Genomic DNA, 22,956 nt, shown 5'->3' with positions numbered 1-22,956 from the left:
GCTCGATGGCACGTTTCTTTATCGATCGCCCGATCCTTGCCTGGGTCTTTGCGATCTTCATCTCCATCGCCGGCCTGATCGCGCTGCCCTTCCTGCCGGTCGCCCAATATCCGAAGGTCGCGCCGCCGCAACTCAGCATCACCACCAGCTATCCCGGCGCGTCGCCGCAAGATATCTATCAGGGCGTCACCCGCCAGATCGAGGAAGAGCTGAACGGGGTCGAGCACCTTTCCTATTTCGAGTCGACCTCCGATACATCGGGCGCGATGACGATCACTGCGACTTTTGCGGCAGGCACCGATATCGATCAGGCCTCAGTTGACGTTCAGAACGCCATCCGCCGTGTCGAGCCGCGGTTGCCGCAGTCGGTCAAGGATCAGGGCATCACGGTCGAGGAGGCGTCGTCCGGCTTCCTGATGTTCATCTCGCTGACCTCGACAGACGGCAAGACCGATGAGGTGGCGCTCGGCGACTATCTCAACCGGAACGTCATCGGCGAGCTGCGCCGTCTCGAAGGCGTCGGTCGCGCGCAGTTGTTTGCCTCGCAGCGGGCGATGCGTATCTGGATCGATCCCGACAAGATGGTCGGCCTCAACCTCACCGCCTCCGACATCAGCGCGGCGATTTCGGCGCAGAATGCCCAGGTGGCGGCGGGCCAGATCGGCGCCGCACCCAATCCGATCTCGCAGGACCTGACGGCGACGGTGCTGGTCAAGGGACAGTTGACCGACACCAAGGAGTTCGGAGACATCGTGCTGCGCGCCAATGCCGACGGATCGAACGTCAGGCTGCGCGATGTCGCGCGCATCGAAGAGGGCAGCGAGAGCTACAGCTTTTCCACCCGCTTGAACGGACAGCCGAGTGCGGCGATCGCCATCCAGCTGTCGTCGACAGGCAATGCCGTCAATACCTCCAATCTGGTCAAGGCGAAGATGGAGGAGCTATCGCGCTTCTTCCCGGCGGGCGTCGAATATGCGGTTCCCTACGACACCAGCCCGTTCGTCTCGGCATCGATCGAGAAGGTGGCGCATACGCTCGCAGAAGCCGTCGCACTCGTCTTCGTCGTCATGCTCATCTTCCTGCAGAGCTTCCGCTACACCATCATTCCAACGCTCGTCGTGCCGGTCGCGCTGCTTGGGACGCTTGCTGTCATGTATGCCGCCGGCTTCTCGATCAACGTGCTGACGATGTTTGCGATGGTGCTGGCCATCGGCATTCTCGTCGACGACGCCATCGTGGTGGTGGAAAACGTCGAGCGGCTGATGGCGGTGGAAGGGCTGTCGCCAAAGGAGGCGACCAAGAAGGCGATGCGACAGATCACCGGCGCGATCCTCGGCATCACGCTGGTTCTTTCCTGCGTCTTCGTGCCTATGGCGTTCTTCCCGGGCTCGACCGGCATCATCTACCGCCAGTTCAGCCTGACCATGGTTGTCTCCATCCTGTTTTCGGCCTTCCTGGCGCTGTCGCTGACACCGGCGCTCTGCGCCACCTTCCTGAAACCGATCAAGGGCCATCATGAAAAGAAGGGCATCGCCGGCTGGTTCAACCGCAATTTCGACCGGCTGACCGGCCGCTACGCCCGCACCGTCGGGGGATTGGCCAAGCGCTCCTGGCGGGCCATGGCCGTCTATCTCGCGCTGGTCGTGGGCCTCGGCTATCTCTTCGTCAACCTGCCGAGCAGCTTCGTGCCGGATGAGGACCAGGGATTCCTGATCGTTGACGTGCAGGGACCGCCGGAGGCGAGCCGCAACCGCACCGTGGCTTCGCTCGAAAGCATCGAGGCGATCTTCAGGAAGGAACCGGCCGTTGCCAACGTCGTCGCGATCCAGGGCTTCAGCTTCTCCGGGCAGGGACCGAACGCCGCCCTGGTGTTTGTCACGCTCAAGGACTGGGCCGAACGCGGCGCCGGCAATTCGGTGCAGGAGATCTCCAACCGCGCCAATATGCAGCTGTTTGGGCTGAAGGATGCCACGTCCTTCGCGCTGTCGCCGCCGCCGATCGAAGGTTTCGGCACGACCAATGGCTTCACCTTCCGCCTTCAGGATCGTGGGGCGAAGGGCCAGGCGACACTGACCGAGGCGGCGGGCATTCTGATCGGCAAGGCATCTGAGAATCCCATCATCGCCGGTATCCGCCCGGAAGGCATGCCCGACTCGGCCCAACTCGTGCTGGTCATCGACCGCGAAAAGGCAAATACCTTCGGCGTCGCCTTCGCCGACATCAACAGCACGATCACCGCCAATCTCGGTTCGAGCTATGTCAACGACTTCCCGAATTCGGGCCGCATGCAGCGCGTCATCGTGCAGGCGCAGGACAAGAGCAGACTTCAGGCCGAAGACCTGATGAAGCTCAATGTCCGCAATGCGAGCGGCGGCATGGTGCCGCTGTCGTCCTTCGCCATCGCCGAATGGCAGAAGGGACCGGCGCAGATCGTCGGCTATAACGGCTACCCCGCCGTGCGCATTTCCGGCGCTCCGGCGCCGGGATATTCATCGGGCGCGGCGATTGCCGAAATGGAGCGGCTGGCAGCCGAACTTCCCGACGGCTTCGGCTTCGAATGGACCGGCCAGTCGCTGGAGGAGCTCAGATCTGGATCGCAGGCGCCGTTCCTGTTCGGCCTCAGCATTCTTTTCGTCTTCCTGCTGCTGTCGGGGCTTTACGAAAGCTGGTCGATCCCGCTGTCGGTGATGCTGGTCGTGCCGCTCGGCGTCATCGGCTGCGTGCTCGCGGTGATGAGCCGCGACATGTCCAACGACATCTACTTCAAGGTCGGCCTGATCGCGATCATCGGATTGTCGGCGAAGAACGCCATCTTGATCGTCGAATTCGCCAAGGACGGCTTTGCCGAAGGGAAATCGCTGATGGAGGCTGCGATCGAAGGCGCTCGTCTGCGCTTCCGGCCGATCATCATGACTTCGCTCGCCTTCACCTTGGGCGTGGTGCCGCTGGCGATCGCCACCGGGCCAAGCGCGGCCAGCCAGAATGCCATCGGCACCGGCGTGCTTGGCGGCATGATCTCGGCGACGGTGCTGGCGATCTTCTTCGTTCCCGTCTTCTTCGTCTTCGTGCTGCGTCTCCTGAGGACGAAACGGCCGGAGGCGATGAACGAGGAAGCCTCGACCGCGCAGGAGCCGGCAACCATGACGTCACCGAGCTGACGCGACGTCACCGCCTGAACCGACGAGTTGGCGGGTTGCCTTGCGCAAACCGCCACACACCTTCGCACCGGGCCGTTCATTTCTTGGCTGTGTTGCTAGCCGCCGAGCTTCGGCGTGATCGTCACGTCGGCGCCATAGGCATCGCGCAGTTCGCCTTCCTGTCCCGGCTGCCGATCGACCGCCTGATGCAGCAGGATCGACTCGTATCCTTGCGAGCGCGTCCCCTCGATCAAGGTGATATCGGCATTTCCGGGATTGTCGGAGCGCTCGAACCACTCGACGGGGCGGTGCAGGAAGTTCATTTCCACCGCCCGGTTGGTGACGCCATGGCCGACGATCACGACGTTGTGGTCGCTATTTTCGGCGTCGTGCATGACGGTCTGCAGGAACAGGCGCACCCGCTGGGCCACATCCGCCCGGCTCTCGCCATCCGGCGGCCGCGCGTAGAATTTGCCGCTGTTGCTGCGCAGCCTTGCCCATTTTTCGAACTCATCGGGAAACTTCTGCTTCTGTTCGGCATGATCATAGATCTCGGTGAAGAGACCGAAATCTTGCTCGCGCAGCAGATAATCCTCCCTGATGTCACCGACGACGCTTTCCGGCAGGGCTGCAAGCAGCGCATCCTTGCTCTGCCGCGTCCTGAGAAAGGGCGAGTACCAGATGTGCAGCTTGCCGAAACCGGCGCTCGGCAACGCCGTGACATAGGAGGCGATCACGCTGCCTGCCTCCAGCGCCTGCCGATAGCCCCACTGCGTCAGCGGCACGTTATGATCGCCGAATTGGCGATAGGCCTGTTCATTGATGTTGCCGAGGGATTCGCCGTGGCGAACGAGAAAGATACGCATCAGCCATCCCGCATTGTCGGATATGAATCGCTGTCATCATGAACGCCCTGAATGCGCAGGGCAACATGGCTGGCGGGCCGCGCGGCGACGGGCATTCTGCCCGCGGGGGATGAGCGGTTTGCAGCGCTTTTCCACATCTTGTCATCATCCTGAAACACGAGTCTGGTTTTGGAAGGTTAGATGAAAGATGGGGACATGAGCGGCAGCTCGTGAAAGACATGATGGAACCCAGACATTTCCGCACGCTCTTCATTTCCGATGTCCACCTCGGCTCGAAGGCCGCGAAGGCCGACTTCCTCTTGGATTTCCTGCGCCACCACGAAGCCGATACGATCGTGCTCGTCGGCGACATCGTCGACGGCTGGCGTCTGAAGCGCAGCTGGTATTGGCCACAGGTCTGCAATGACGTCGTTCAGAAACTGCTGCGCAAGGCGCGCAAGGGCACCCGCGTCGTCTATATTCCCGGCAATCACGACGAATTCCTGCGAGACTTCCCGGGCATGCATTTCGGTGGCATCGAGGTCGTCGAGCGCATGATGCATGACGGCGCCGACGGCAAGAAATACCTGATCCTGCACGGCGACGAATTCGACGTCGTCGTCCGCAACGCCCGGCTGCTCGCCTATCTCGGCGACTGGGCTTACGATACGGCGATCCGCATCAACATTCTCCTGGCGGCGGTGCGCCGCCGGCTCGGCATGCCCTACTGGTCGTTCTCGGCCTGGGCCAAGCTGCAGGTCAAGCATGCCGTCAACTTCATCGGTGAATTCGAGCGCGTCGTGGCTGAAGAAGCCCGCAAAAACGGCGCCGACGGCGTGATCTGCGGACATATCCATCATGCCATCATTCAGGACATGGACGGCATCCGCTACATCAACACCGGCGATTGGGTGGAAAGCTGCACGGCGGTCGCCGAGCACGAGGACGGTACGTTCGAACTGATCACCTGGCGGGCGCTCGCCAGCAGCGTGCCGGCGCTTGCCGCCATCGAAATGCATGACGAGGGCGAACTCGCCCCCCAAGCTGCCTGATTTTGGCGGCTTGATTTTTGTGCTGGCACATCCGTGCCCGCGCTCCCAAGAATTTAGCCGTTACCGTCAGGTGACAGGCCCTATTTATTTTCTAAAACGTTTCAGAACGGCTATTTCTCGCAATAGTCGCCTCCAGGGTGGCGTGTTAGGACAACGTCCAGTTTCCTTCAGGTCCGCCCATGATTCCCGCTCAACATTCCCCGACGGGTGAGGGAGCGCCGCCGCGCTTCCGGCTGCTCAGCGCGCTTTCCTATTGTGCGCCGCTGCTCGTCAACGGCATCGTTCTGCCGTTCTTTCCCGTCTGGCTCGCAACCCACAGCTTCAGCGATCACGAGATCGGCATCATCCTTGCCATACCGATGGTGGTTCGCGTGTTGGTGGCGCCTGTCGTCGCCATGATCGCCGATCGCTTGAAGGAACGCGCCGACGTCTTGCTCTGGTCTGGCTGCCTGTCGCTGCTGACGGCGATTGCGCTCTTCTGGACGACGACCTTCTGGCCTGTGACGATCGTCTATGCGCTGCAGGGCGCCACTTTCGCGCCCTATGTACCCGTCGTCGAATCGATCGTCATCTCGGGCGTGCGCCGTTGGGGGCTCGATTACGGATCGATGCGCGTGTGGGGCTCTATCGCCTTCATCGTCTCGACGTTGGTCGGTGGCCAGTTGATCAGCCGGTGGGGCGGCGAGATGGTGCTTGATATCATGGTGTTCGGCTTCATCATGACCGTCGTCATGGCGATCTTCTGTCCGCGCATCGGGCCGACGCGGCGGCGCGGCCAGCCGATCAACATTCCGGCCGCCACCGGCAGCGGGTTGCGCGAGCCGCATCTGCTGCTGCTTCTGATCGGCGTCGCCATCCAGCAGTCGAGCCACGCTGTGCTCAACGCTTTTTCCTCGATCTACTGGCATCAACTCGGCTTCTCCGGCACGCAAGTCGGCCTACTCTGGAGCGCCGGCGTCGCTTCGGAGGTAACGGTGTTTTTCCTGTCGAAACGTCTCAACCGGCGCTTCAACGCCTGGACGCTGATCCGCTTCGGCTGCGCCGTCAGCGTCTGCCGCTGGATCCTGTTTCCGATGAATACGGGCTTTGTCGGTTTCTTTCTGCTGCAGTGTTTCCACGGCTTCACCTATGCCTTCGTGCATACCGGTGTGCAGCGGCGGATCATGGCGACGGTGCAGGAAACACAGGAATCATCGGCGCAGGGCGCCTATTTCTTCTATGTCGGCATGGCGATGGCGCTGATGACGTTGACGTCGGGTTATCTCTATTCCTGGCTCGGTGTCGTCAGCTATTACGTCATGGCGCTGGTCGCGCTCTCCGGCCTCGGCCTCGTCATCTCAGCCTATTATCTTCAGCCCCAGAGGGTGCTTTCCGGCGGAAAGACCAGGGAAGCGGCGTAGCGCAGGCCGGGCTCGCGGTCGCGTGCAAGCAGCAACGGACCATCGAGATCGACGAAATCGGCAGTCTGGGCGAGCAGCACGGCCGGCGCCATGGCAAGCGAGGTGCCGACCATGCAGCCGATCATGATGCCGAATCCAAGCCGTTCGGCCTCGGCCTTCATTGCCAGGGCCTCCGTCAGGCCGCCGGTCTTGTCGAGCTTGATGTTGATCGCGTCATAGCGGTCGGCGAGGCTTGCGAGATCGCCGGTGTGGTGGACGCTCTCGTCGGCGCAGACGAGGAGCGGGCGGCGGATTTCGGCAAGCATCCCATCGCGGCCAGCCGGCAGCGGCTGTTCGACGAGCGCCACCCCCGCTTGCGCCGCGATATTGAGGTGGCGTTCGAGCACCGCTTCCGGCCAGCCCTCATTGGCGTCAAGGATGATTTTGGAATCGGGTGCGGCCGCGCGGACGGCGCGGATGCGGCTTTCATCATCGCCGGTTCCGACCTTGACCTTGAGCAGTGCGCGGCCGGCATGTTCGCGCGCCTGGGCGGCCATCACCTCCGGCTCACCGAGCGAGATGGTGTAGGCGGTGGTGAGCGGCTTCAGATCGGCAAGGCCGAGACGGACGGCGACGCTTTCACCCGTTCGTTTCGCTTCCAGGTCCCAGAGGGCGCAATCGACGGCGTTGCGCGCAGCGCCCGGCGGCATCGCCGACAGCAGGTCGCTGCGCGAAATGCCTGCCTCGACCAGCGGACGCGCGGCCTCGATCTGGGCGAAAACGCTCTCCATGGTCTCGCCATAGCGGCGATAGGGCACGCATTCGCCAAGCCCCCGGGCACCGTCTTCGGCGAGTGTACAGGTGATGACATCGGCCTCGGTCTTGGCGCCGCGCGAGATGGTGAAAGTCCCGGCAATCGGAAAGGAATTCATCTGGATATCGAGGGTGCGCGGCATTATTGCTGTCCTGCGAGCATGGAAATTGCACGTTGCTTCTGTATATTGACGCGCCGGTCGTCGAACGGTCCGTTCGCGATTCGCGGCAAGTTGCTGTAAGCCTTGAAAGACATAAGTATCTTGAACGCCGAGAATCGCAACGCTGCCTCGCTTGACGTGGACGACCAGGCCGATGGTTCGGGGCAGCATGTGCGTCTCAGAGGCAATTGGCGCAGCGCCTATATTCATTTCGTGCTGCGCGACTTCGAAAAGCTCCTTCATCAGAAGGCCGGCGACCTGACTGTCGACCTCTCGCATATTTCGGATATCGATACCGCCGGAATCTGGCTGCTGTGCCGGCTGAAGAAGGAAGAGGAGGCGGCTGGACGGACGGTTCGCTTCGAAGGCACCAATCAGCATATCGACGAAATGCTGGCGATGTTTTCCGAGGAGCCGGCCAAACCCGAGCCGGAGCAGCAGGAGAAGGTCTCGCTCGTCGCGCGCATCTTCGCGCCCGTGGGCAAGATGACCTACGAGGTCTGGGACAATTTCGCCGCCGCCATGTATATCCTCGGCTCGGCGGTGCGTGGTGCGCAGATGAAATTCGGGCGCGGCAGCGGCGTTTCGCCGGCCTCGATCGTCAACCAGATCGACCATATGGGCGTTCGCGCCGTTCCGATCATCCTCCTGATGTCGTTTCTGATCGGGGCGATCATCGCCCAGCAGGGCGCCTTCCAGCTGCGCTACTTCGGCGCCGAGGTTTTCGTCGTCGATCTCGTCGGCATTCTGCAATTGCGCGAAATCGGCGTGCTTCTCACCTCGATCATGATCGCCGGCCGTTCGGGCAGCGCGATCACCGCCGAAATCGGCTCGATGAAGATGCGCGAAGAGATCGACGCGCTGAAGGTGATGGGGCTGAACCCGATCGGTGTGCTGATCTTCCCGCGTCTGGTGGCGCTGACCATCGCGCTGCCGCTTCTGACGGTGCTGGCGAATTTCGCGTCGCTCGCCGGTGCGGCTGCGGTCGCCTGGGGTTATTCCGGCATCACCTTCGCCAATTTCCTGGCGCGTCTGCACGAGGCGGTGACGCTGTCGACGGTGCTCTCAGGCATGATCAAGGCGCCGTTCATGGCACTCGTCATCGGCATTGTCGCCGCCGTCGAAGGGCTGAAGGTCGGCGGCAGCGCGGAATCGCTCGGCCAGCACGTAACGGCCGCGGTGGTGAAGGCGATTTTCGTCGTCATCCTGATGGACGGGTTATTTGCGATGTTCTATGCAGCGATCAACTTCTAGCATGGCGAGCCCCGTGAACGAGCAACCGATCGAAAGCGAAGGACAGGGCAGGGATGTCGTGCTCTCGGCGCGCGACGTCACCGTCGGCTTCGGCTCCAAAGTGGTGCTCGACAATCTGAACCTCGATATCTATCGCGGCGAGATTCTCGGATTCGTTGGCGCGTCGGGCACCGGCAAATCCGTGCTGATGCGCACCGTGCTCCGGCTGCTGCCGCGCCGCTCCGGCACAATCAAGATCCTTGGCCAGGATTTCGACGAACTCGACGAACCCCAGCGCAACGCGCTCGATATGCGGCTTGGCGTACTATTCCAGCAGGGTGCGCTGTTTTCGTCGCTGACGGTCAAGGAAAATATCCAGGTGCCGATGCGCGAATATCTCGATCTGCCGCGCTCGCTGATGGACGAATTGGCGCATCTGAAGATCCGTATGGTCGGGCTTGCCGCTGACGCCGCCGACAAATACCCGTCCGAACTCTCCGGCGGCATGATTAAGCGCGCCGCCCTTGCCCGCGCGCTGGCGCTCGATCCGGAACTCGTCTTCCTGGACGAACCGACCTCGGGTCTCGACCCGATCGGCGCTGCCGAATTCGATGAACTGATCGCCAACCTGCGCGATAGTCTGGGACTGACCGTATATATGGTAACGCATGACCTCGACAGCCTGTTTTCGGTCTGCGACCGTATTGCCGTGCTCGGAAAGAAGCGGGTAATGGTGGAAGGCACGATCGACGACATGCTGGCCTATGACGATCCGTGGGTGCAGGCCTATTTCAAGGGTAAGCGGGCGCGGTCGATCGTGCCGCGGGACAATGGCGTGCGGCACGGCAGCAGCGGGAAGTGACCGGATAAGATGGAAACCAAAGCCAATTACACGATTGTCGGTTTTTTCACGGTGCTGGTGATCGCGGCTGCCTTCGGCTTCGTCTACTGGATGGCGGAGTATGGCCGTGGCGGCCCGATGACGGAACTGATCGTTCGGATTCCAGGATCGGCGAACGGCCTTAGTGTCGGCTCGCCGGTGCGCTTCAACGGCATCCAGATCGGCTCGGTGCAGACACTGTCGATCGATGCCGACGATCCGCAATATTCGCTGGCCTTCACCCAGGTGCGCACCGATGCGCCGATCTACCCGTCCACCAAGGCCGCCCTTGAAATCCAGGGCTTGACGGGGGCCGCCTATATCGAACTCTCAGGCGGCCGCAAGGGCGAGGAAAGCATCCTCCAGCATGCGATCGACAATAACAAACGCGCCGTCATCGTCGCCGACCAGTCAAGCGTCACCAATCTTCTGGCGACCGCAGACAAGATCCTCGATCGCGCCAACGACGCGGTCGGCGAACTTCAGGGTTTCATCGAGGATTCGCGCGGGCCGCTGACCGAGACTTTTAAGAATGCCGAGACTTTCTCGGACGCGCTTGCCAAGAATTCCGGCAATATCGACTCCTTCCTGCAGAGCGTCGGCCAGCTTTCGGAGACGGTGAAGGCGGTTTCCGGCCGCGTCGACTCGACGCTCAAGGCCGTCGAAGAGCTGGTCAAGGCGGTCGATGCGCAGAAGATCGACAACATCGTTTCCAATGCCGAGAAGCTCACCGCCAATGTTGCCGATGCCTCGGGCGACCTCAAGGGTGCGATCCAGAAGTTCGACCAGACTGCCACCACCTTCAACGATTTCGGCAAGCAGGCGCAGGCCACACTCGACCGCGTCGATACGCTCGTCGCCCAGATCGACCCGGCAAAGGTGAAGGGTTCCGTCGACGACATCGCGCAAGCGACCAAGGATGCGCGCACCGCCGTCGCCTCGATTCGCGATGTCGCCAACACGGTTTCATCGCGGCAGAAGGATATCGACCAGACGATCCAGGACGTCTCGCAGCTCGCCAATAAGCTGAATTCGGCCTCGACCCGCATCGACGGCATTCTCATCAAAGTCGATGCCCTGCTTGGAACCGACAATACGCAATCGCTGTTCACTGAAGCGCGCGATACGCTGGAATCCTTCAAGAAGGTGGCCGACAACCTGAATTCGCGCATCGGCCCGATCGCCGACAATCTGCAGAAATTTTCGAGTGGCGGCTTGCGCGACGTGCAGACTCTCGTCAACGACATGCGCGGAACCGTGAACAATCTGAACGATACGATCACCAACTTCGACCGCAATCCGCAGCGCCTGATCTTCGGCGGGGACACGGTCAAGCAATATGACGGCCGGACGCGGCGTTAACTGGGAAGTCAGGGGTAGCCTAATATGGTCGCATCGCATCTGTTGTCGCGCCGTTCGTGGATCAAGGGAACGGTGATCGCGCTGCCGCTGACGGCGCTGATCCTTTCGGGGTGCGGCACCGCGGCCAAGAACGATACCTATGACCTGTCCGCCGCCGTCGACGGCGACGGGCCTGCGGCCAAATCCCGCCAGGTCCTGATCGCCAGCCCGACGGCGCTGCGGGCGCTCGACAGCGAGCAGATCGTCATCCGTGTTTCGTCTTCGGAAATTCAGTATCTCTCGCGGGCGCAGTGGGGCGACAAGCTGCCGCGCATTGTACAGTCGAAGCTGGTGGAAGCTTTCGAGAACTCCGGCAAGCTCGGCGGCGTTGGCATGCCGGGGCAGGGGCTGGCGATCGACTACCAGGTCGTCACCGATATCCGCTCCTTCGAGATCGATGCGTCGAGCGGCAATCAGGCTGTGGTCGAAATCTCGGCCAAGATCCTCAACGACCGCAACGGCTCGGTGCGCGCCCAGAAGGTGTTCCGCGCCACGGCACCGGCCGGCGGCGACAATGTCGGCTTCGTCAAGGGTCTCGACCGCGCCTTCTCCACGGTTGTCTCCGAGATCGTCAGCTGGACGCTGCGCTCAATCTGAGATGGCGTGTCGCGACCGCTGCGTCGACATCAAGGGTTGCTGATTCTGAAGAATATTTGGCCTCATGAGTTTGGGGCCGCCATCGTATTCAATTTCTTCATGAATTTGTGGAACGCATCATGTTATCGCTATCAGGAGGCATGCTGCATGGTGGTCGCACGCGTATTCGGAAAGTCGTCGTCGGAAGCGATTCAGCGCGAAAATGCTCGGTTGGCTGCGCTGCAGCAGCTCGACCTTCTCGATACGCCGAGGGACGAAGGCTTCGAGCGGATCGTACGCCTGATAAAGCAGATATTTTCCATCGAGATCGGCATCGTATCCCTGATCGATGCGCATCGGCAGTGGTACAAGGCATGCTCCGGCCTTTCGGCCGACGAGGTATCGCTCGAAGACACGTTTTGCCGCTGCGTTGTGGACTGTGACGAGCCTGTTATCGTGCAGGATGCCACGAAGGATGCCCGCTTTTCGAAGCATCCTGCAGTGACAGGCGAAGACCATATCCGCTTTTATGCCGGCGTGCCGCTGAGAACAAAAGCCGGGCACATGATCGGGACGGTATGCGCCATCGACCGTCGGCCAAGATCGTTCGGCAACACAGACCTTAGCATCCTCCAGGAGCTGGCGGGGGCGGCTATGGACCGCATCGAGCTCATGCAATCGGCCGCCACCGACAGCCTCACTGAGACGATGACACGGCGTGCCTTCAAGCAGGAGGCCGATCAGCTGATTTCGCTCGCTCTGCGGCATAAGCATGACCTCTCGTGCATCGTCTTCGATATCGATCATTTCAAGCAGGTGAACGATACGCATGGGCATGCCGCAGGCGACGAGGTTCTCAAGGCGGTGGCAGCGGTCTGCAGGACGGCACTCCGAGCCGGTGATCTTTTCGGCCGTCTTGGAGGCGAGGAGTTTGGCGTTATCCTGCCGCATGTCGACCGGGAAGGTGCACTCGCCGTCGCCGAGAAACTCAGAGCCGCCATCGCCTCTGAGATCATTCGCGGCGATCACGGCGCCCTGACCGTTACGGCCAGCTTCGGAACGTCGGCGCTCTCGATCGTCAGCAAGGAAATCGAGACCCTGCTGGCCCAAGCCGATGCCGCGATGTATCAAGCCAAGCACAGCGGACGGAATCGTTGCGTGTCGTGGAGTTCCATCCACGCCGATCACGCCATCGGCGCGCGACGGCGGGTGCTGAAGGCGGGTTCGATCCTGTTCAACGATCGACGCTCGACCATCGACTGCACCGTCAAGTCCATCGGTTCGGAGAGCGCCGGCATTTCGGTCTCCAATACGTCAGGCATTCCGCCGGAATTCATCCTTGCCATCAAAGGCGAAGGCTTCGAAACGAATTGCAGGGTGATCGCCCAAGACCGGCAACACCTGGAGGTGGCTTTCAGATAAGCCGTCAGCAAAAACCTGCCGGAGCTACTTCGTCGGTTGCGAATCCGTCATCGTCGCTCCCGGCTGGCTGCCGGGTGTCGTGGAAGCTGTGGTGGTCGATGACGCCGGCAGGGTGCTGTCCAGCAGGCTTGCCATCTTGTCGTCGCGCAGGCTCGCGGTCTTTTCGCCCATGACGACGCCGACCACGCGGCGGCCATCCTTCTGCGCCGACGTCACGACGTTATAGCCCGAAGCGTCGGTATAGCCGGTCTTGATGCCGTCGACGCCGTCATAGCGATACATGAGGTTGTTATGGCCGCGCAGCTTCATGCCGCGGAACTGGAAGCCGCGCATGGAGAAGAGCTTGAACTCCTCGGGGAAGTCCCGCATCAGCGAAATTCCGAGTGTGGCCATGTCACGCGCCGTGGTGACCTGCTCCGGATCGGGAAGACCCGACGGATTCTTGAAGACCGTGTCCTGCATGCCAAGCTGGCGTGCCTTGCCGGTCATCGCCTCGGCGAAAGCCTGTTCGGAACCGCCAAGCTGCTCGGCGATCGCCACCGCCGCATCATTGGCCGACAGCACGACGATTCCCTCGACCGCTTCGCGCAGCGTCACCTTGCGGCCGGCGCCGACGGCGAGCTTGAAAGGCTCCTTGCTCTCGGCATTTTCCGACATGGTGAGCTTCTGGTCCCAGTTGAGGCGCCCGTCATGCAGGGCCTCGAAGGCAAGATAGAGCGTCATCATCTTGGTCAGCGACGCCGGATAGTTCAGGTCGTCCTGATTGGAGCTTTCGAGGACCTGACCGGACTGCGCATCGACGACGAAGCTTGCCTGGCCCGCCTCAGCCAGAGTGAAAGCGCCCATCAGGAAAAGGGAAGAGAGCGCGGTGGCAAGGAGCCGGGATGTCGTCTTGGTCATCAATGTGCTGTCTCTGTCGTTTCGATGGTCGAGTGGGCCGTTGGCCCGAATGCAGCGGATTATAAAAGTTTGTGACGGAATGAAGGACGAGGGGCAATAAAAAAGGGTCATCCACAGCTGGTTCCTTTTGTCTCACCGTTTTCGGTTTTGACAAGGATGCGCCCGGCACGTAGAAAACTCGCCATGAGCATGAAGCCCGCGCTTTTCTCCCGTCATATCAGCACCTGCCTGCAGGTCGTGACGGTGCGCGCTTTTGGCGGACGAGGTCTTCGCGTCCTGCTGTGACGTCGGAGCGCTGCGGGCGTCCGGCGCGCTGCTGGACGTAAAGCCCCTCACCACGCCAATCAAGGCTGCCAGGGAGACAGGCACCGTGCTCAATCTTTATCATGTCAATTCGCTCGTCCATTGGGAGGAGCGTGAGATCCATCTGCGCGATCATATGATCGCCTTCTTCTCGCAAGAGGTCCGCAGTTTTCTCAGGTCGGTCAATCCGGCCTGGGATGTCAGGAGGGTCGAGGCGCCGGCGCTGATGCCGCAGGCGCTGGTGTCGAGCGCCTATTCCAACGCCGATATCTGGGTTCAGGAACAGCTCTCCGCCAGCGATGCCGCGCTGGTCCTGCGACCGGAAACCACGCCATCGACCTACATCTACATGCAGCACATTCTCGGCAATCATTCGAAGACGCGACTGCCGCTCTGCGTTTGGCAGGCCGGCAGATCCTATCGCCGCGAGCAGGAACAGCCGACGAAACACATGCGACTGAAGGAATTCTGGCAGCTCGAATTCCAATGCGCCTTCACGGCCGACAGTGGCAACGACTATCACGCCGCCTGCCTAGAACCGGTCCGCCGCATGATCGCATCGCTGATCCATCTGCCGACGCGGATGGTGCCCTCCGACCGGCTGCCGGCCTATTCCGAGGTGACGATGGATATCGAGGTCGACAATGGCGACAAGTGGATGGAGGTCTGCTCGATCTCGCGGCGCACGGATTTTCCGCAGCGCTACCGATCTGAGCCCAAGAAGGGAGCGGCGGTCGACCATGACGTTCTCGTGCTCGAGATCGCCATCGGCCTCGACCGCTGTATCCATAACTGGGACATAGCGGCCGATCGGTGAGGGCATTGTAAAACGAAAGCCGCCTGACACATGTTCAAGCGGCTTTCCTGTATCCGATTCAGATCAGCAAGTTCAGGTGAGCCTGCCTGCAGCGTGGGCGAGCATGGTGTAGACCTTGCCGGTGTCCGAGGTGAGGTAGGACTGCGTCACCGTGCGGTTCGGGTCGGTGCGGGCGACGTCGGCGAGCAACTTTTCGAAATCGCCGATGTAGCGGTCGACGGCAGTGCGGAATTCCGGTTCGCGGTCGTATTTGCGCTTGATCTCGTCGAAGGTCTGCTGGCCCTTCAGCGTGTAGAGGCGACGAGTGAAGACATCGCGCTCGCCGCGCTGATAACGGCGCCAGAGATCGACCGAGGCGTCGTGATCGATGGCGCGGGCGATATCGACCGAGAGCGAGTTCAAGGATTCGACGACGTGGCGCGGATTGCGGCTGTCGTTGCTGCGCGCGGCCGGCGCGACGGTTTCCGCCGGGCGGGCAGGGGCGCGGGCGGACGCTTCGTCGGCGGCCTCCTCACGCGATGCACCGCGCAGGAGATCGCTGATCCAGCCGCCACTTTCCGGACGGGCCGGTTCCTGGCGCCCCGGTTCCTGGCGTCCTGTTTCCTGGCGCCCTGATTCGGGGCGACTGGGGGCAGGCTGCGGGGCGGCGCGCTGAGGCGCGGCCGCCGGCGCAGACGGCGCGATCGTTCCACGCAGGCCCGTCGCTTCGATCGACGGGGGCGCTGCCGGCTGCGGCGGCTGGGCTGCGACCGGCTGGGCAGGACGCGGAGCCGGCTGCGTCTGGGCTAGCGTGCGGGCGACGGGCTGGGAGATCTCGAGCTGCTGGCTGGACCGGCCGACGAGCTGGGAGATATCCTGCAGAGCCTTGATCTGCTCAGCCACGGCCCGGCGCATGGCCGAGGCGCTTTCCTTGGCTTCCTCGGGAAGATCGAAGGCGCCGCGCTTCAGTTCGGCGCGGGTGGCGTCGAGCTCGTTACGGATGTCGGCGGCGGAGCGGCGGATATCGTCGGTGGCGCCGGAGAAACGGCCGACGGCATCATCGATCGCCTCGCGCAGTGCTTCCCGCATGTGCTGGGCGGCGCCGTCTGAGGCGCGGCCGGCTTCGCCGAGCATGCGCTCGACTTCCGACAGCGAGGCGGTGAGACCGCCGCGAATGCGATTGGAGAGATCGCCGGAACGCCGTTCGACATTGGCGAAGGTGCCGTCGATCGTCGTATTGGCCTCGTCGCCGGCGCGGGTGATCGCCTCGCGCATCGTCTCCGCCGCTTCCTGGGCGCGCTTCTCGGTTTCGCTAAGAATGCGGCCGATATCGGCGAAGGAAGACTGCACGCCCTGGCGCAGATTGCCGGTGACCTGGTTGGAGCGTTGCTCTGCCCGCTCAAACACGGTCTCGATCATGCTGCCGAGGCCCTGCATCGTCTTTTCGATCTCGGCGGAGCGCTGGACGAGGCCGACCGAGAGGGTCTGCAGAGCGCTCTCGCGCTCCTCGAGCGTCGAGGCGAGATTGGACTGGGCAGCGCCGAGCAGCTGCGAGGCCTGGGTCAGGACCTTGGAGTGTTCGTCGAAGCGGCCGATGATGCCGCCGACCTGTGACAGCGTCTGGCCCGAAATGTCGGAGAGGCGGTCGACCTTGCCTTCAAGAAGCCTGGTCGAGGCGGAGACCATTTCAGCGGCCTTGGTGGCGGAGTCGGCAAAGCGCGCGGTGGTGTCACCGAGACGGCCGTCGACGTTGGCCAGTTGCTCGGCGGCGCGGTTCATCATCATCGCCATTGCCGCACTGCTTTCCGACATGCGCTGGACGAGGCCGTTGACGTTGCCGACCAGGCTGTTCTCGATGGCGCTGACGGCGTTGGCGACATTCTCGGTGCGGGCGGCAACGGCGCTGGCGAGCGCTTCGTTTTCGGCGCGCAGACGCTCGGCGCTGAGGTTGGCCGCAGCGGTGATGCGGGCGGCAGCCTGCTCGCCGGCATCGGTGTAGCGGTCGATGATCGGGCGAGCCGTTTCGTCGAGGATGCGCGTCAATTCGACAGAGCGGCCCGCCAGCATCGAGTTGAGGTCGCGGGTGCGCTCGTCGAGCGTCGAGCGGATCGAGTTGCCGCGCGCTTCGAGCGCCTTGTCAATGTCGGAGAAGGTCGTATCGATCTCGCGGGCACGTTCCTCGAGATTGGTGCGGATGGCATTGCTGCGGGCTTCGAGCGCCCGGTCGACATCCGCCATGGTGGCGGAAATCTCGCTGCCGGCCCCCGACAGCGTCGAGCGGATGGCATTGCCGCGCGTCTCCAGAGACTGGCCGGCATCCGACAACACCTTGGAGATGGCATTGACCTGCGTGCCGACGATGGTCTCGGCCTCGGAGACCTTGTTGACGATGGCGTTGCCGGCTTCCGAGAAGGTCTGGGCGACGGCAGCGGCCTGGCTCGCCAGCCGGTTCTGAGCTTCGGCGACCCGGGTGACGATTTGCGACGAACGCTCATCCATGGTGCGGGTGAATTCGTCGCTTTTCGCATTGAGATCCTCGGCGAATTGCTGGCCGGTCTTGCCGAGCAGTTCGGTGGTTCTCGTCGCTTCGCCTTCCATTCCCTGAGCCGCGTCGGCAACCGCGCTGCGCAGTGTCGAGGCGAGACCGGCGGCCTTGCCTTCGATGGTGCGATTGACGGCTTCGAGGCCGACGGTCAGCGCGCGGTCCATGGTGGAGAGGCGTTCCTCGATGCGTTCATTGCCGCGGTCGAGGGTTTCGCCAAGGCTTGCGGTGCGGCCGTCGATAGCGCCCGTCAGGCTCGTGGTGCGGCTGTCCAGCGTCTCGGCCAGATTGGCGGTGCGGCTGTCGATCGCCTGGGTGAGGTTTGCGGCACTGCCTTCGAGCGTCGCGGAAATGCGCCGAGTGGCGTCGTCGCTGAGCGCACCGAGACGGGAGACGCCGTCGGCGAGCACGCCGGACAGCTGGCCGCTGGCGGCTTCGACCTTTTCGGCAACGCCGCCGACGCCGTCGCGGATCCGGGTCTCGATCGCCGCAAGACCGGCTTCCACGCGCGATCCGGTTTCTTCAAAACGGCCGGTCAGGCTTTCGACCGACCGATCGAGATGGGCGGAGAAATCCTGGGTGGAGCTCGAAATCGCGTTCGCCGCCTCCTGGAAGCGGCCGGCGATCTGGCCGGCGCCGGCATGCATGCGATCTTCCAATGTCTGGGCGCCGGCATCGATCGCCTGGCGGATCGCGGCTTCACGGTCCTCCAGCGACATTTCGAGCATGCTGACGCTCGTCGCCACCGAGGTGCCGATGCTGGTCGCCTGTTCGGTCAGCGTATCGCTGATCAGCGCATGGGCCTGGCTCAGCGACAGGTCGATGGCATTGGCGCGGTCTTCGAGCGTCGTGCGGATGCGTTCATGGGCGGAGGCGAGCCCGCCCTCGATGCGCGCTGCGGCCTCGTCGGCGAGGCCTCCGAGCCGTGTATGAGCATCGGTCAGGCGACTTTCGATGCGGCCGGTCAAGCCGCCGACGAGATCCTCGAAGCGGGCGCCGCCGGCATCGAGAGCGCCGGAGAGGGCGGCGCTATGTTCGGAAAGCGCATTTTCGAGCCGCTGCTGATTGTCGGTATAGGCGGTGCGGATCGCATCGGTCTTGTCGGCGAAGGCGCCGGCGACGCGAGCCTCGGCACCGGAGACCGCTTCCATGATGGCATTGCTGCGGGCTTCGAGCGCACTGTCGAAGCGGCTCTGGTTATCGTCGAGCGAAATGGCGAGCGCCATGGTCTTTTCGTCGAGCGTATCGGTGAGCCGGTCGTGGGTTGCGGTTACAGCGCCGATGATTGCGGCGGTGCGATGCCCCAAGGCTTCCTCGAGGCGGGCCTGGCCTTCGGTGAGCGAGGCGGCGATGGCGGCGGCCTTTTGGTCGAGCACGCCGTTCAGGCCTTGATGCGTGCCGGAGACCGCATTGGTGATCGCATCGGCGCCAGTTGTCAGCGTCTCCTCGAGACGGCTCTGGCTCTCGTTCAGCGAGATGGCAAGCGCCATCGCCCGATCGTCGAGTGTTTCCGACAGACGATCATGGGTGGCGGAGACCGAATTGAGGAAGGATTCCGAACGGCTCTCCAGCGTGTCCTGCAGACGGCTCTGACCTTCGTTCAGGGAGGCAGCGAGCGCCGCAGACTTTTCGTCGAGCGTTTCCGAGAGACGGTCGTGCGTGCCGGACACAGCCTGGAGGAAGGCTTCGGAGCGCGCTTCCAGCGTGTCTTCGATCCGCGACTGGCTCTCATTGAGCGAGATGGCGAGCGTCATCGCCTTCTCATCCAGCGTTTCGGACAGGCGGTCATGGGTGCCGGAGACGGCGTTCAGCAAAGCTGCGGAGCGGGTTTCGAGCGTATTTTCGATACGGGCCTGGCTCTCGCTCAAGGATCTGGCGAGCGCCATCGCCTTTTCGTCGAGCGTCTCGGCAAGACGGTCGCGGGTGCCGGATACGGTGTTCAGCAGCGCTTCGGCGCGCGTTCCAAGCGCATCCTCGATGCGGGCATGGCGCTCATCGAGCGAGGTCGTCAGGGCGGCAGCCTTGCTGTCCAGCGTTTCAGAAAGCCGGTCATGGGTGCCGGAGACGGCGTTCAGCAGGGCCGCCGAACGGGTTTCGAGCGTATCCTCGATGCGGGCCTGGTTTTCATTGAGCGAAATGGCGAGCGCCATCGCCTTTTCGTCGAGCGTCTCGGAGAGGCGGTCATGCGTGCCTGATACCGCTTTCACCAACGCTTCGGAGCGGGTTTCGAGCGTATCTTCGATGCGGGCCTGGCTCTCATTCAGGGAGATGGCGAGTGCCATCGCCTTTTCGTCGAGCGTCTCGGCAAGACGGTCATGGGTGCCGGAGACGGCATTGAGGATGGCGTCGGAACGGGTTGCCAGCGCTTCCTCGAAGCGGCCGTGATGGGTGGTCAGCGCCTCCACAAGTGCGTCGCCGCGCTCTGCCATGACGCTGTCGATGCGGCCATGGGCCGTGCCGAGCGCCTCGGTGATCTCAGCCGCACGCGCCGCAAGCACGCCGCTCAGCTCCTCGGCGCGACCGCCGAAGGCAGCCGTCACCTGTTCGGTGCCGGCGGCAACGGCGCTCGTCAGCTCAGTGGTGGTGGTGCGCAGCGTGTCGCGCAGTTCGGCCGAGCGTGTCTGAAGATTGTTCTGCAGTTCGGAGGTGCCGGATGCAAGCGCCAGCGCGATTTCCGAAGTCGCGTTCTGCAGAGACGAGGTCAGTTCGCCGGTGCGGCTGCTGAGTGCGGTGGTGATTTCCTCCGCCCGGCTGCCGAGCGTGCTTTCCAGCATCTCATGGCCGGTGGCGAGCGCGGTGGCGAGCGCCAGCGACTGGTCTGTTATCGACGAACCAAGCCGGTCGATACCGGAACTCAGGATGCCGTCGATTGAATCCGAGCCGCCGGTCAGCGTCTCGTTGATACGGGCGAGGCTTTCCATCAGCTTGGTGTCGAGCGAGCCGGTGCGTTTGTCGAAGGCGCTGGTGAATTCTGCGACGCGCTCGTCGAAGGCGGTGGACAACTGGGCAACGGTCGTCTGCAGCCGTTCCTCGAAGAAACCGGAGCGTACGTCGAGATCCATGACGGCGTCGTCGGCGGTGGTCTGCAGGCTCTGGCGGAAGCTTGCGCCCTTTTCGTCGAGGGCGCTGTTCAGCTTCGACAGAACGTCATCGAGCGTGCCGCCAATGGTGCGTTCGCCCGATGTCAGGCTCTCGTTGATCTCGCGGGTGCGGGCGATCAGGATCTCGTTGAGCTGGTGCGTGCGTTCGTTCAGCGCCGCATTCAGCTTCTCGGTGCTGCTGTCCATGGTCGAGGCGCGCGTCTCGAACTGGCTGAGCAGCCTTTCGCCATGGTCATTGAGATTGACGGAGAGCGCTTCGAGGCGATTGTCGAATTCGGTGGCGAGCGCAAAACCCGATGCGTTCAGTGTCTGCAGCAGGGTATCGGTCTTGGCGGCAAGCAGGCTGCCCATCGACTGCAGGGCGCTGTCCGACTTTTCCAGGATCGTCGCGGCGCGCGTATCGATCAGCGAAGCGAAGGCTTCGCCCGATGTGGCAAGCCGCACCGCGATCTCTTCGGTCGCAAGCGACAGTTCTTCCTTCAACTGGTCGTGGACACTGCCGATCGAGGTGCGGATGCGGTCGGCATGGTTGACGATCGCCTCGCGCTCGGAGCCGAGTTCGTGGACGAGGCCACGGACGCGCAACTCGTTGTCGGCATAGGAGCGTTCAAGGGCATTGACTTCGGAATGGACGAGCGTTTCCAGTTCGGACGCACGCGCGATCGTGCGCTCGATGCCTTCATTCATGGCCGAGACTTCACGGCGCACGGCCTGGCCGACGGTCATGATGCGCTCGGAGGCAATGGTTTCCGGCTCGGCCAGGCGCAATGCCACCTCCGCCATGGAGCGGGCGGCGTTGCGCATGTCCTGGGCGCGCGCGATCATGATGGCGAAGGCATAGAACATCATTACGGGAATGATGATGCCGACGAGGCCGGCGATGACGCCGGGCAGGGCGACGAGATCGGCGATAGAACGGATCTGCCAGATCTGCGGAGCATAAAGCAGCGACATCAGGCCGAGGCCGGCCATGACCCAAAGCACGGAGAACAGCGTGGCGGTGCGCACCGCCGAGCGGCTGGAGGCGCCGTCGAAGGATTTCAGGATCGAGGCAGGCGTGTTGCGGCTGGCATCGTTGGCGGGCGCGAAGGCCGGCCCCCTGGAAGCCTGCTCGCCGGCGGCACCGCGGCGGCTGCGCCGCTGCGCCTCTTCCTGGGCCTGCTGGTTACGCGCATTTACTGGATCAGACACATTAGCCTCCGGGGCCTGGGGCGCGTCGCCGCGGCGAGACGGTACGTTATCCTTGCTGAAGTCGATCTGGAGGGCCTCGTCCAATGCCTTGAACGCCTTGTCCTCAATCGACTCGTTATATTTGTTGTTCGCCATTCGGGTATGCCTCGTTACTGTCAGCCGGCCCAACCGCGCATCCCGGGCTTCCGCCTCACCCGGGGACAACTTTGCCGTTCCAGCCTTCCATCCCAACGACGGACGGATAAGCATGTCATTTCAGAGTAGATAGCCGCTTTTTCAAACGGAAGGTATCAAAACACTACCATTATCCACTCGCTCGGCAAAGGCGCGTACCATAAACCCGCTCCACCAGTATCGTAGTGACACATCTGGGCTCTTCACACAATTAATGAAGGCTTGAGATTTGCGGTTCGTTAACCCGTTGTTAACATCTTTGAATCCTGGGCAGCGCTTAAAAACCAATAATTTAGGGATATTTAACGGACGTTAACCATATGGCGAGATTTCCGCCCTGAATGTGCCGGAATTTAACGGGATGGCCACCCTCCTGACGCAGAACTGTTGCAACTGCGGACGACAGAGACGGGAGAATTGGCAATGGCAGCCCAGATGGCGGCATTGAACATCGTATTCGAGGCGCCGGATAATGCAAAGGGACCCTGTCCCTCGAAGGTCCGGCCGATCGATCTCGTCCATCTCGCAAAGCAGACGATGGGCGACAAGGCGCTGGAAATCGAAGTCCTTCAAATGTTTGCGCGCCAGGCCCGCGCATGCCTCCAGGATATTGCGAGCGGCGAAACCATCCGTATCGGCGCAGCCGCGCACCGGCTGAAGGGCGCGGCAAGCTCGGTCGGCGCATTCCGGGTGTCGCAGACGGCCGAAGCCGTCGAGGAAACCGGCGGCGATGCCGGCGCGACCGCAGCGCTCGGGGCCGCCGTCATCGATGCGGAGAATTTCATCCTGAAGCTCTGCCGCGGCTGATCTCCAAGTCGTTAGTTGATGCATATCATTGTCCCAAAACCGCCGCACAGTTTTGGGCGACATGCATTGAATCCCCTCCGAACGAAGCCCCGTTGTTCCATTGCGGAACCGCGGGTCTTTTTGCGACGTCCCGAATGACGCTTTGAAGACGGCGGGAGAAGGCACGATCTGCGAGGCTATGGCGGATGTCCCCAATGTTGACTGTCGCGTCGAATTGTCGGAAGAAAAATCCGCCCACCCACC

At 62.6% G+C, this 22,956-nt stretch carries 14 protein-coding genes; 10 read left to right on the top strand and 4 right to left on the bottom strand.

The window, feature by feature from the left end; all coding sequences use genetic code 11:
* Positions 1-5: 5 nt before the first annotated feature.
* Complete coding sequence (locus NE851_RS22310) at positions 6-3,158, top strand: multidrug efflux RND transporter permease subunit (protein ID WP_063474991.1); 3,153 nt, start codon at positions 6-8, stop codon at positions 3,156-3,158.
* 95 nt (positions 3,159-3,253) lie between these two features.
* On the opposite strand, the gene NE851_RS22305 is transcribed toward NE851_RS22310, so the two are convergent.
* On the bottom strand, positions 3,254-4,003 hold the full coding sequence (locus tag NE851_RS22305; RefSeq protein WP_047610072.1) for a histidine phosphatase family protein: 750 nt from the start codon (positions 4,001-4,003) through the stop codon (positions 3,254-3,256).
* A 218-nt stretch (positions 4,004-4,221) separates the two neighbouring features.
* On the opposite strand from NE851_RS22305, the gene NE851_RS22300 reads away from it, so the two are divergent.
* The gene (locus tag NE851_RS22300) at positions 4,222-5,034 is read left to right on the top strand and encodes a UDP-2,3-diacylglucosamine diphosphatase (protein ID WP_063474988.1); all 813 of its coding nucleotides are present in this window, start codon (positions 4,222-4,224) and stop codon (positions 5,032-5,034) included.
* A 179-nt stretch (positions 5,035-5,213) separates the two neighbouring features.
* On the top strand, positions 5,214-6,434 hold the full coding sequence (locus NE851_RS22295) for an MFS transporter (protein ID WP_063474987.1): 1,221 nt from the start codon (positions 5,214-5,216) through the stop codon (positions 6,432-6,434).
* Here NE851_RS22295 and dgcA read toward each other — a convergent pair.
* A complete protein-coding gene (gene dgcA / locus NE851_RS22290) occupies positions 6,386-7,369 on the bottom strand; it encodes an N-acetyl-D-Glu racemase DgcA (RefSeq protein ID WP_047610067.1) in 984 nt (327 codons plus the stop codon). The two genes, NE851_RS22295 and dgcA, sit on opposite strands and share 49 nt — an antisense overlap.
* A gap of 102 nt (positions 7,370-7,471) precedes the next feature.
* On the opposite strand from dgcA, the gene NE851_RS22285 reads away from it, so the two are divergent.
* From NE851_RS22285 to NE851_RS22265, 5 genes are all read left to right on the top strand, one after another.
* Entirely contained in the window at positions 7,472-8,641 is a 1,170-nt protein-coding gene (locus tag NE851_RS22285; protein WP_174824470.1) for an ABC transporter permease, read from the top strand.
* A gap of 1 nt (position 8,642) precedes the next feature.
* Positions 8,643-9,482, top strand: coding sequence for an ABC transporter ATP-binding protein (locus NE851_RS22280; protein ID WP_132571933.1), 840 nt, complete (start codon positions 8,643-8,645; stop codon positions 9,480-9,482).
* A gap of 9 nt (positions 9,483-9,491) precedes the next feature.
* Positions 9,492-10,862 carry an MlaD family protein gene (locus NE851_RS22275; protein WP_047613957.1) on the top strand — a complete coding sequence of 457 codons (1,371 nt, stop codon included), beginning with the start codon at positions 9,492-9,494 and terminating at the stop codon, positions 10,860-10,862.
* Positions 10,863-10,886: 24 nt separating this feature from the next.
* Entirely contained in the window at positions 10,887-11,498 is a 612-nt protein-coding gene (locus tag NE851_RS22270) for an ABC-type transport auxiliary lipoprotein family protein (protein WP_047610060.1), read from the top strand.
* A 147-nt stretch (positions 11,499-11,645) separates the two neighbouring features.
* Positions 11,646-12,899 carry a sensor domain-containing diguanylate cyclase gene (locus NE851_RS22265; RefSeq protein ID WP_063475197.1) on the top strand — a complete coding sequence of 418 codons (1,254 nt, stop codon included), beginning with the start codon at positions 11,646-11,648 and terminating at the stop codon, positions 12,897-12,899.
* Between the two features lie 24 nt (positions 12,900-12,923).
* Here the strand turns inward: NE851_RS22265 and NE851_RS22260 are convergent, their stop codons facing one another.
* On the bottom strand, positions 12,924-13,799 hold the full coding sequence (locus NE851_RS22260; protein ID WP_254957810.1) for a D-alanyl-D-alanine carboxypeptidase family protein: 876 nt from the start codon (positions 13,797-13,799) through the stop codon (positions 12,924-12,926).
* A 370-nt stretch (positions 13,800-14,169) separates the two neighbouring features.
* On the opposite strand from NE851_RS22260, the gene NE851_RS22255 reads away from it, so the two are divergent.
* Complete coding sequence (locus NE851_RS22255; RefSeq protein WP_097594353.1) at positions 14,170-14,919, top strand: aminoacyl--tRNA ligase-related protein; 750 nt, start codon at positions 14,170-14,172, stop codon at positions 14,917-14,919.
* A 72-nt stretch (positions 14,920-14,991) separates the two neighbouring features.
* Here NE851_RS22255 and NE851_RS22250 read toward each other — a convergent pair whose 3' ends face one another.
* A complete protein-coding gene (locus NE851_RS22250) occupies positions 14,992-21,867 on the bottom strand; it encodes an apolipoprotein A-IV repeat region-like domain-containing protein (RefSeq protein WP_254957809.1) in 6,876 nt (2,291 codons plus the stop codon).
* A gap of 462 nt (positions 21,868-22,329) precedes the next feature.
* On the opposite strand from NE851_RS22250, the gene NE851_RS22245 reads away from it, so the two are divergent.
* Positions 22,330-22,713 (top strand): Hpt domain-containing protein, encoded by a 384-nt coding sequence (locus NE851_RS22245; RefSeq protein WP_080759826.1) that lies wholly within the window; start codon positions 22,330-22,332, stop codon positions 22,711-22,713.
* Positions 22,714-22,956 lie beyond the last annotated feature (243 nt).

Source organism: Rhizobium anhuiense bv. trifolii (genome assembly GCF_024346605.1).
In the GTDB taxonomy this organism is placed as follows: domain Bacteria; phylum Pseudomonadota; class Alphaproteobacteria; order Rhizobiales; family Rhizobiaceae; genus Rhizobium; species Rhizobium anhuiense.
This window is presented reverse-complemented; position numbering and strand designations above follow the sequence as displayed.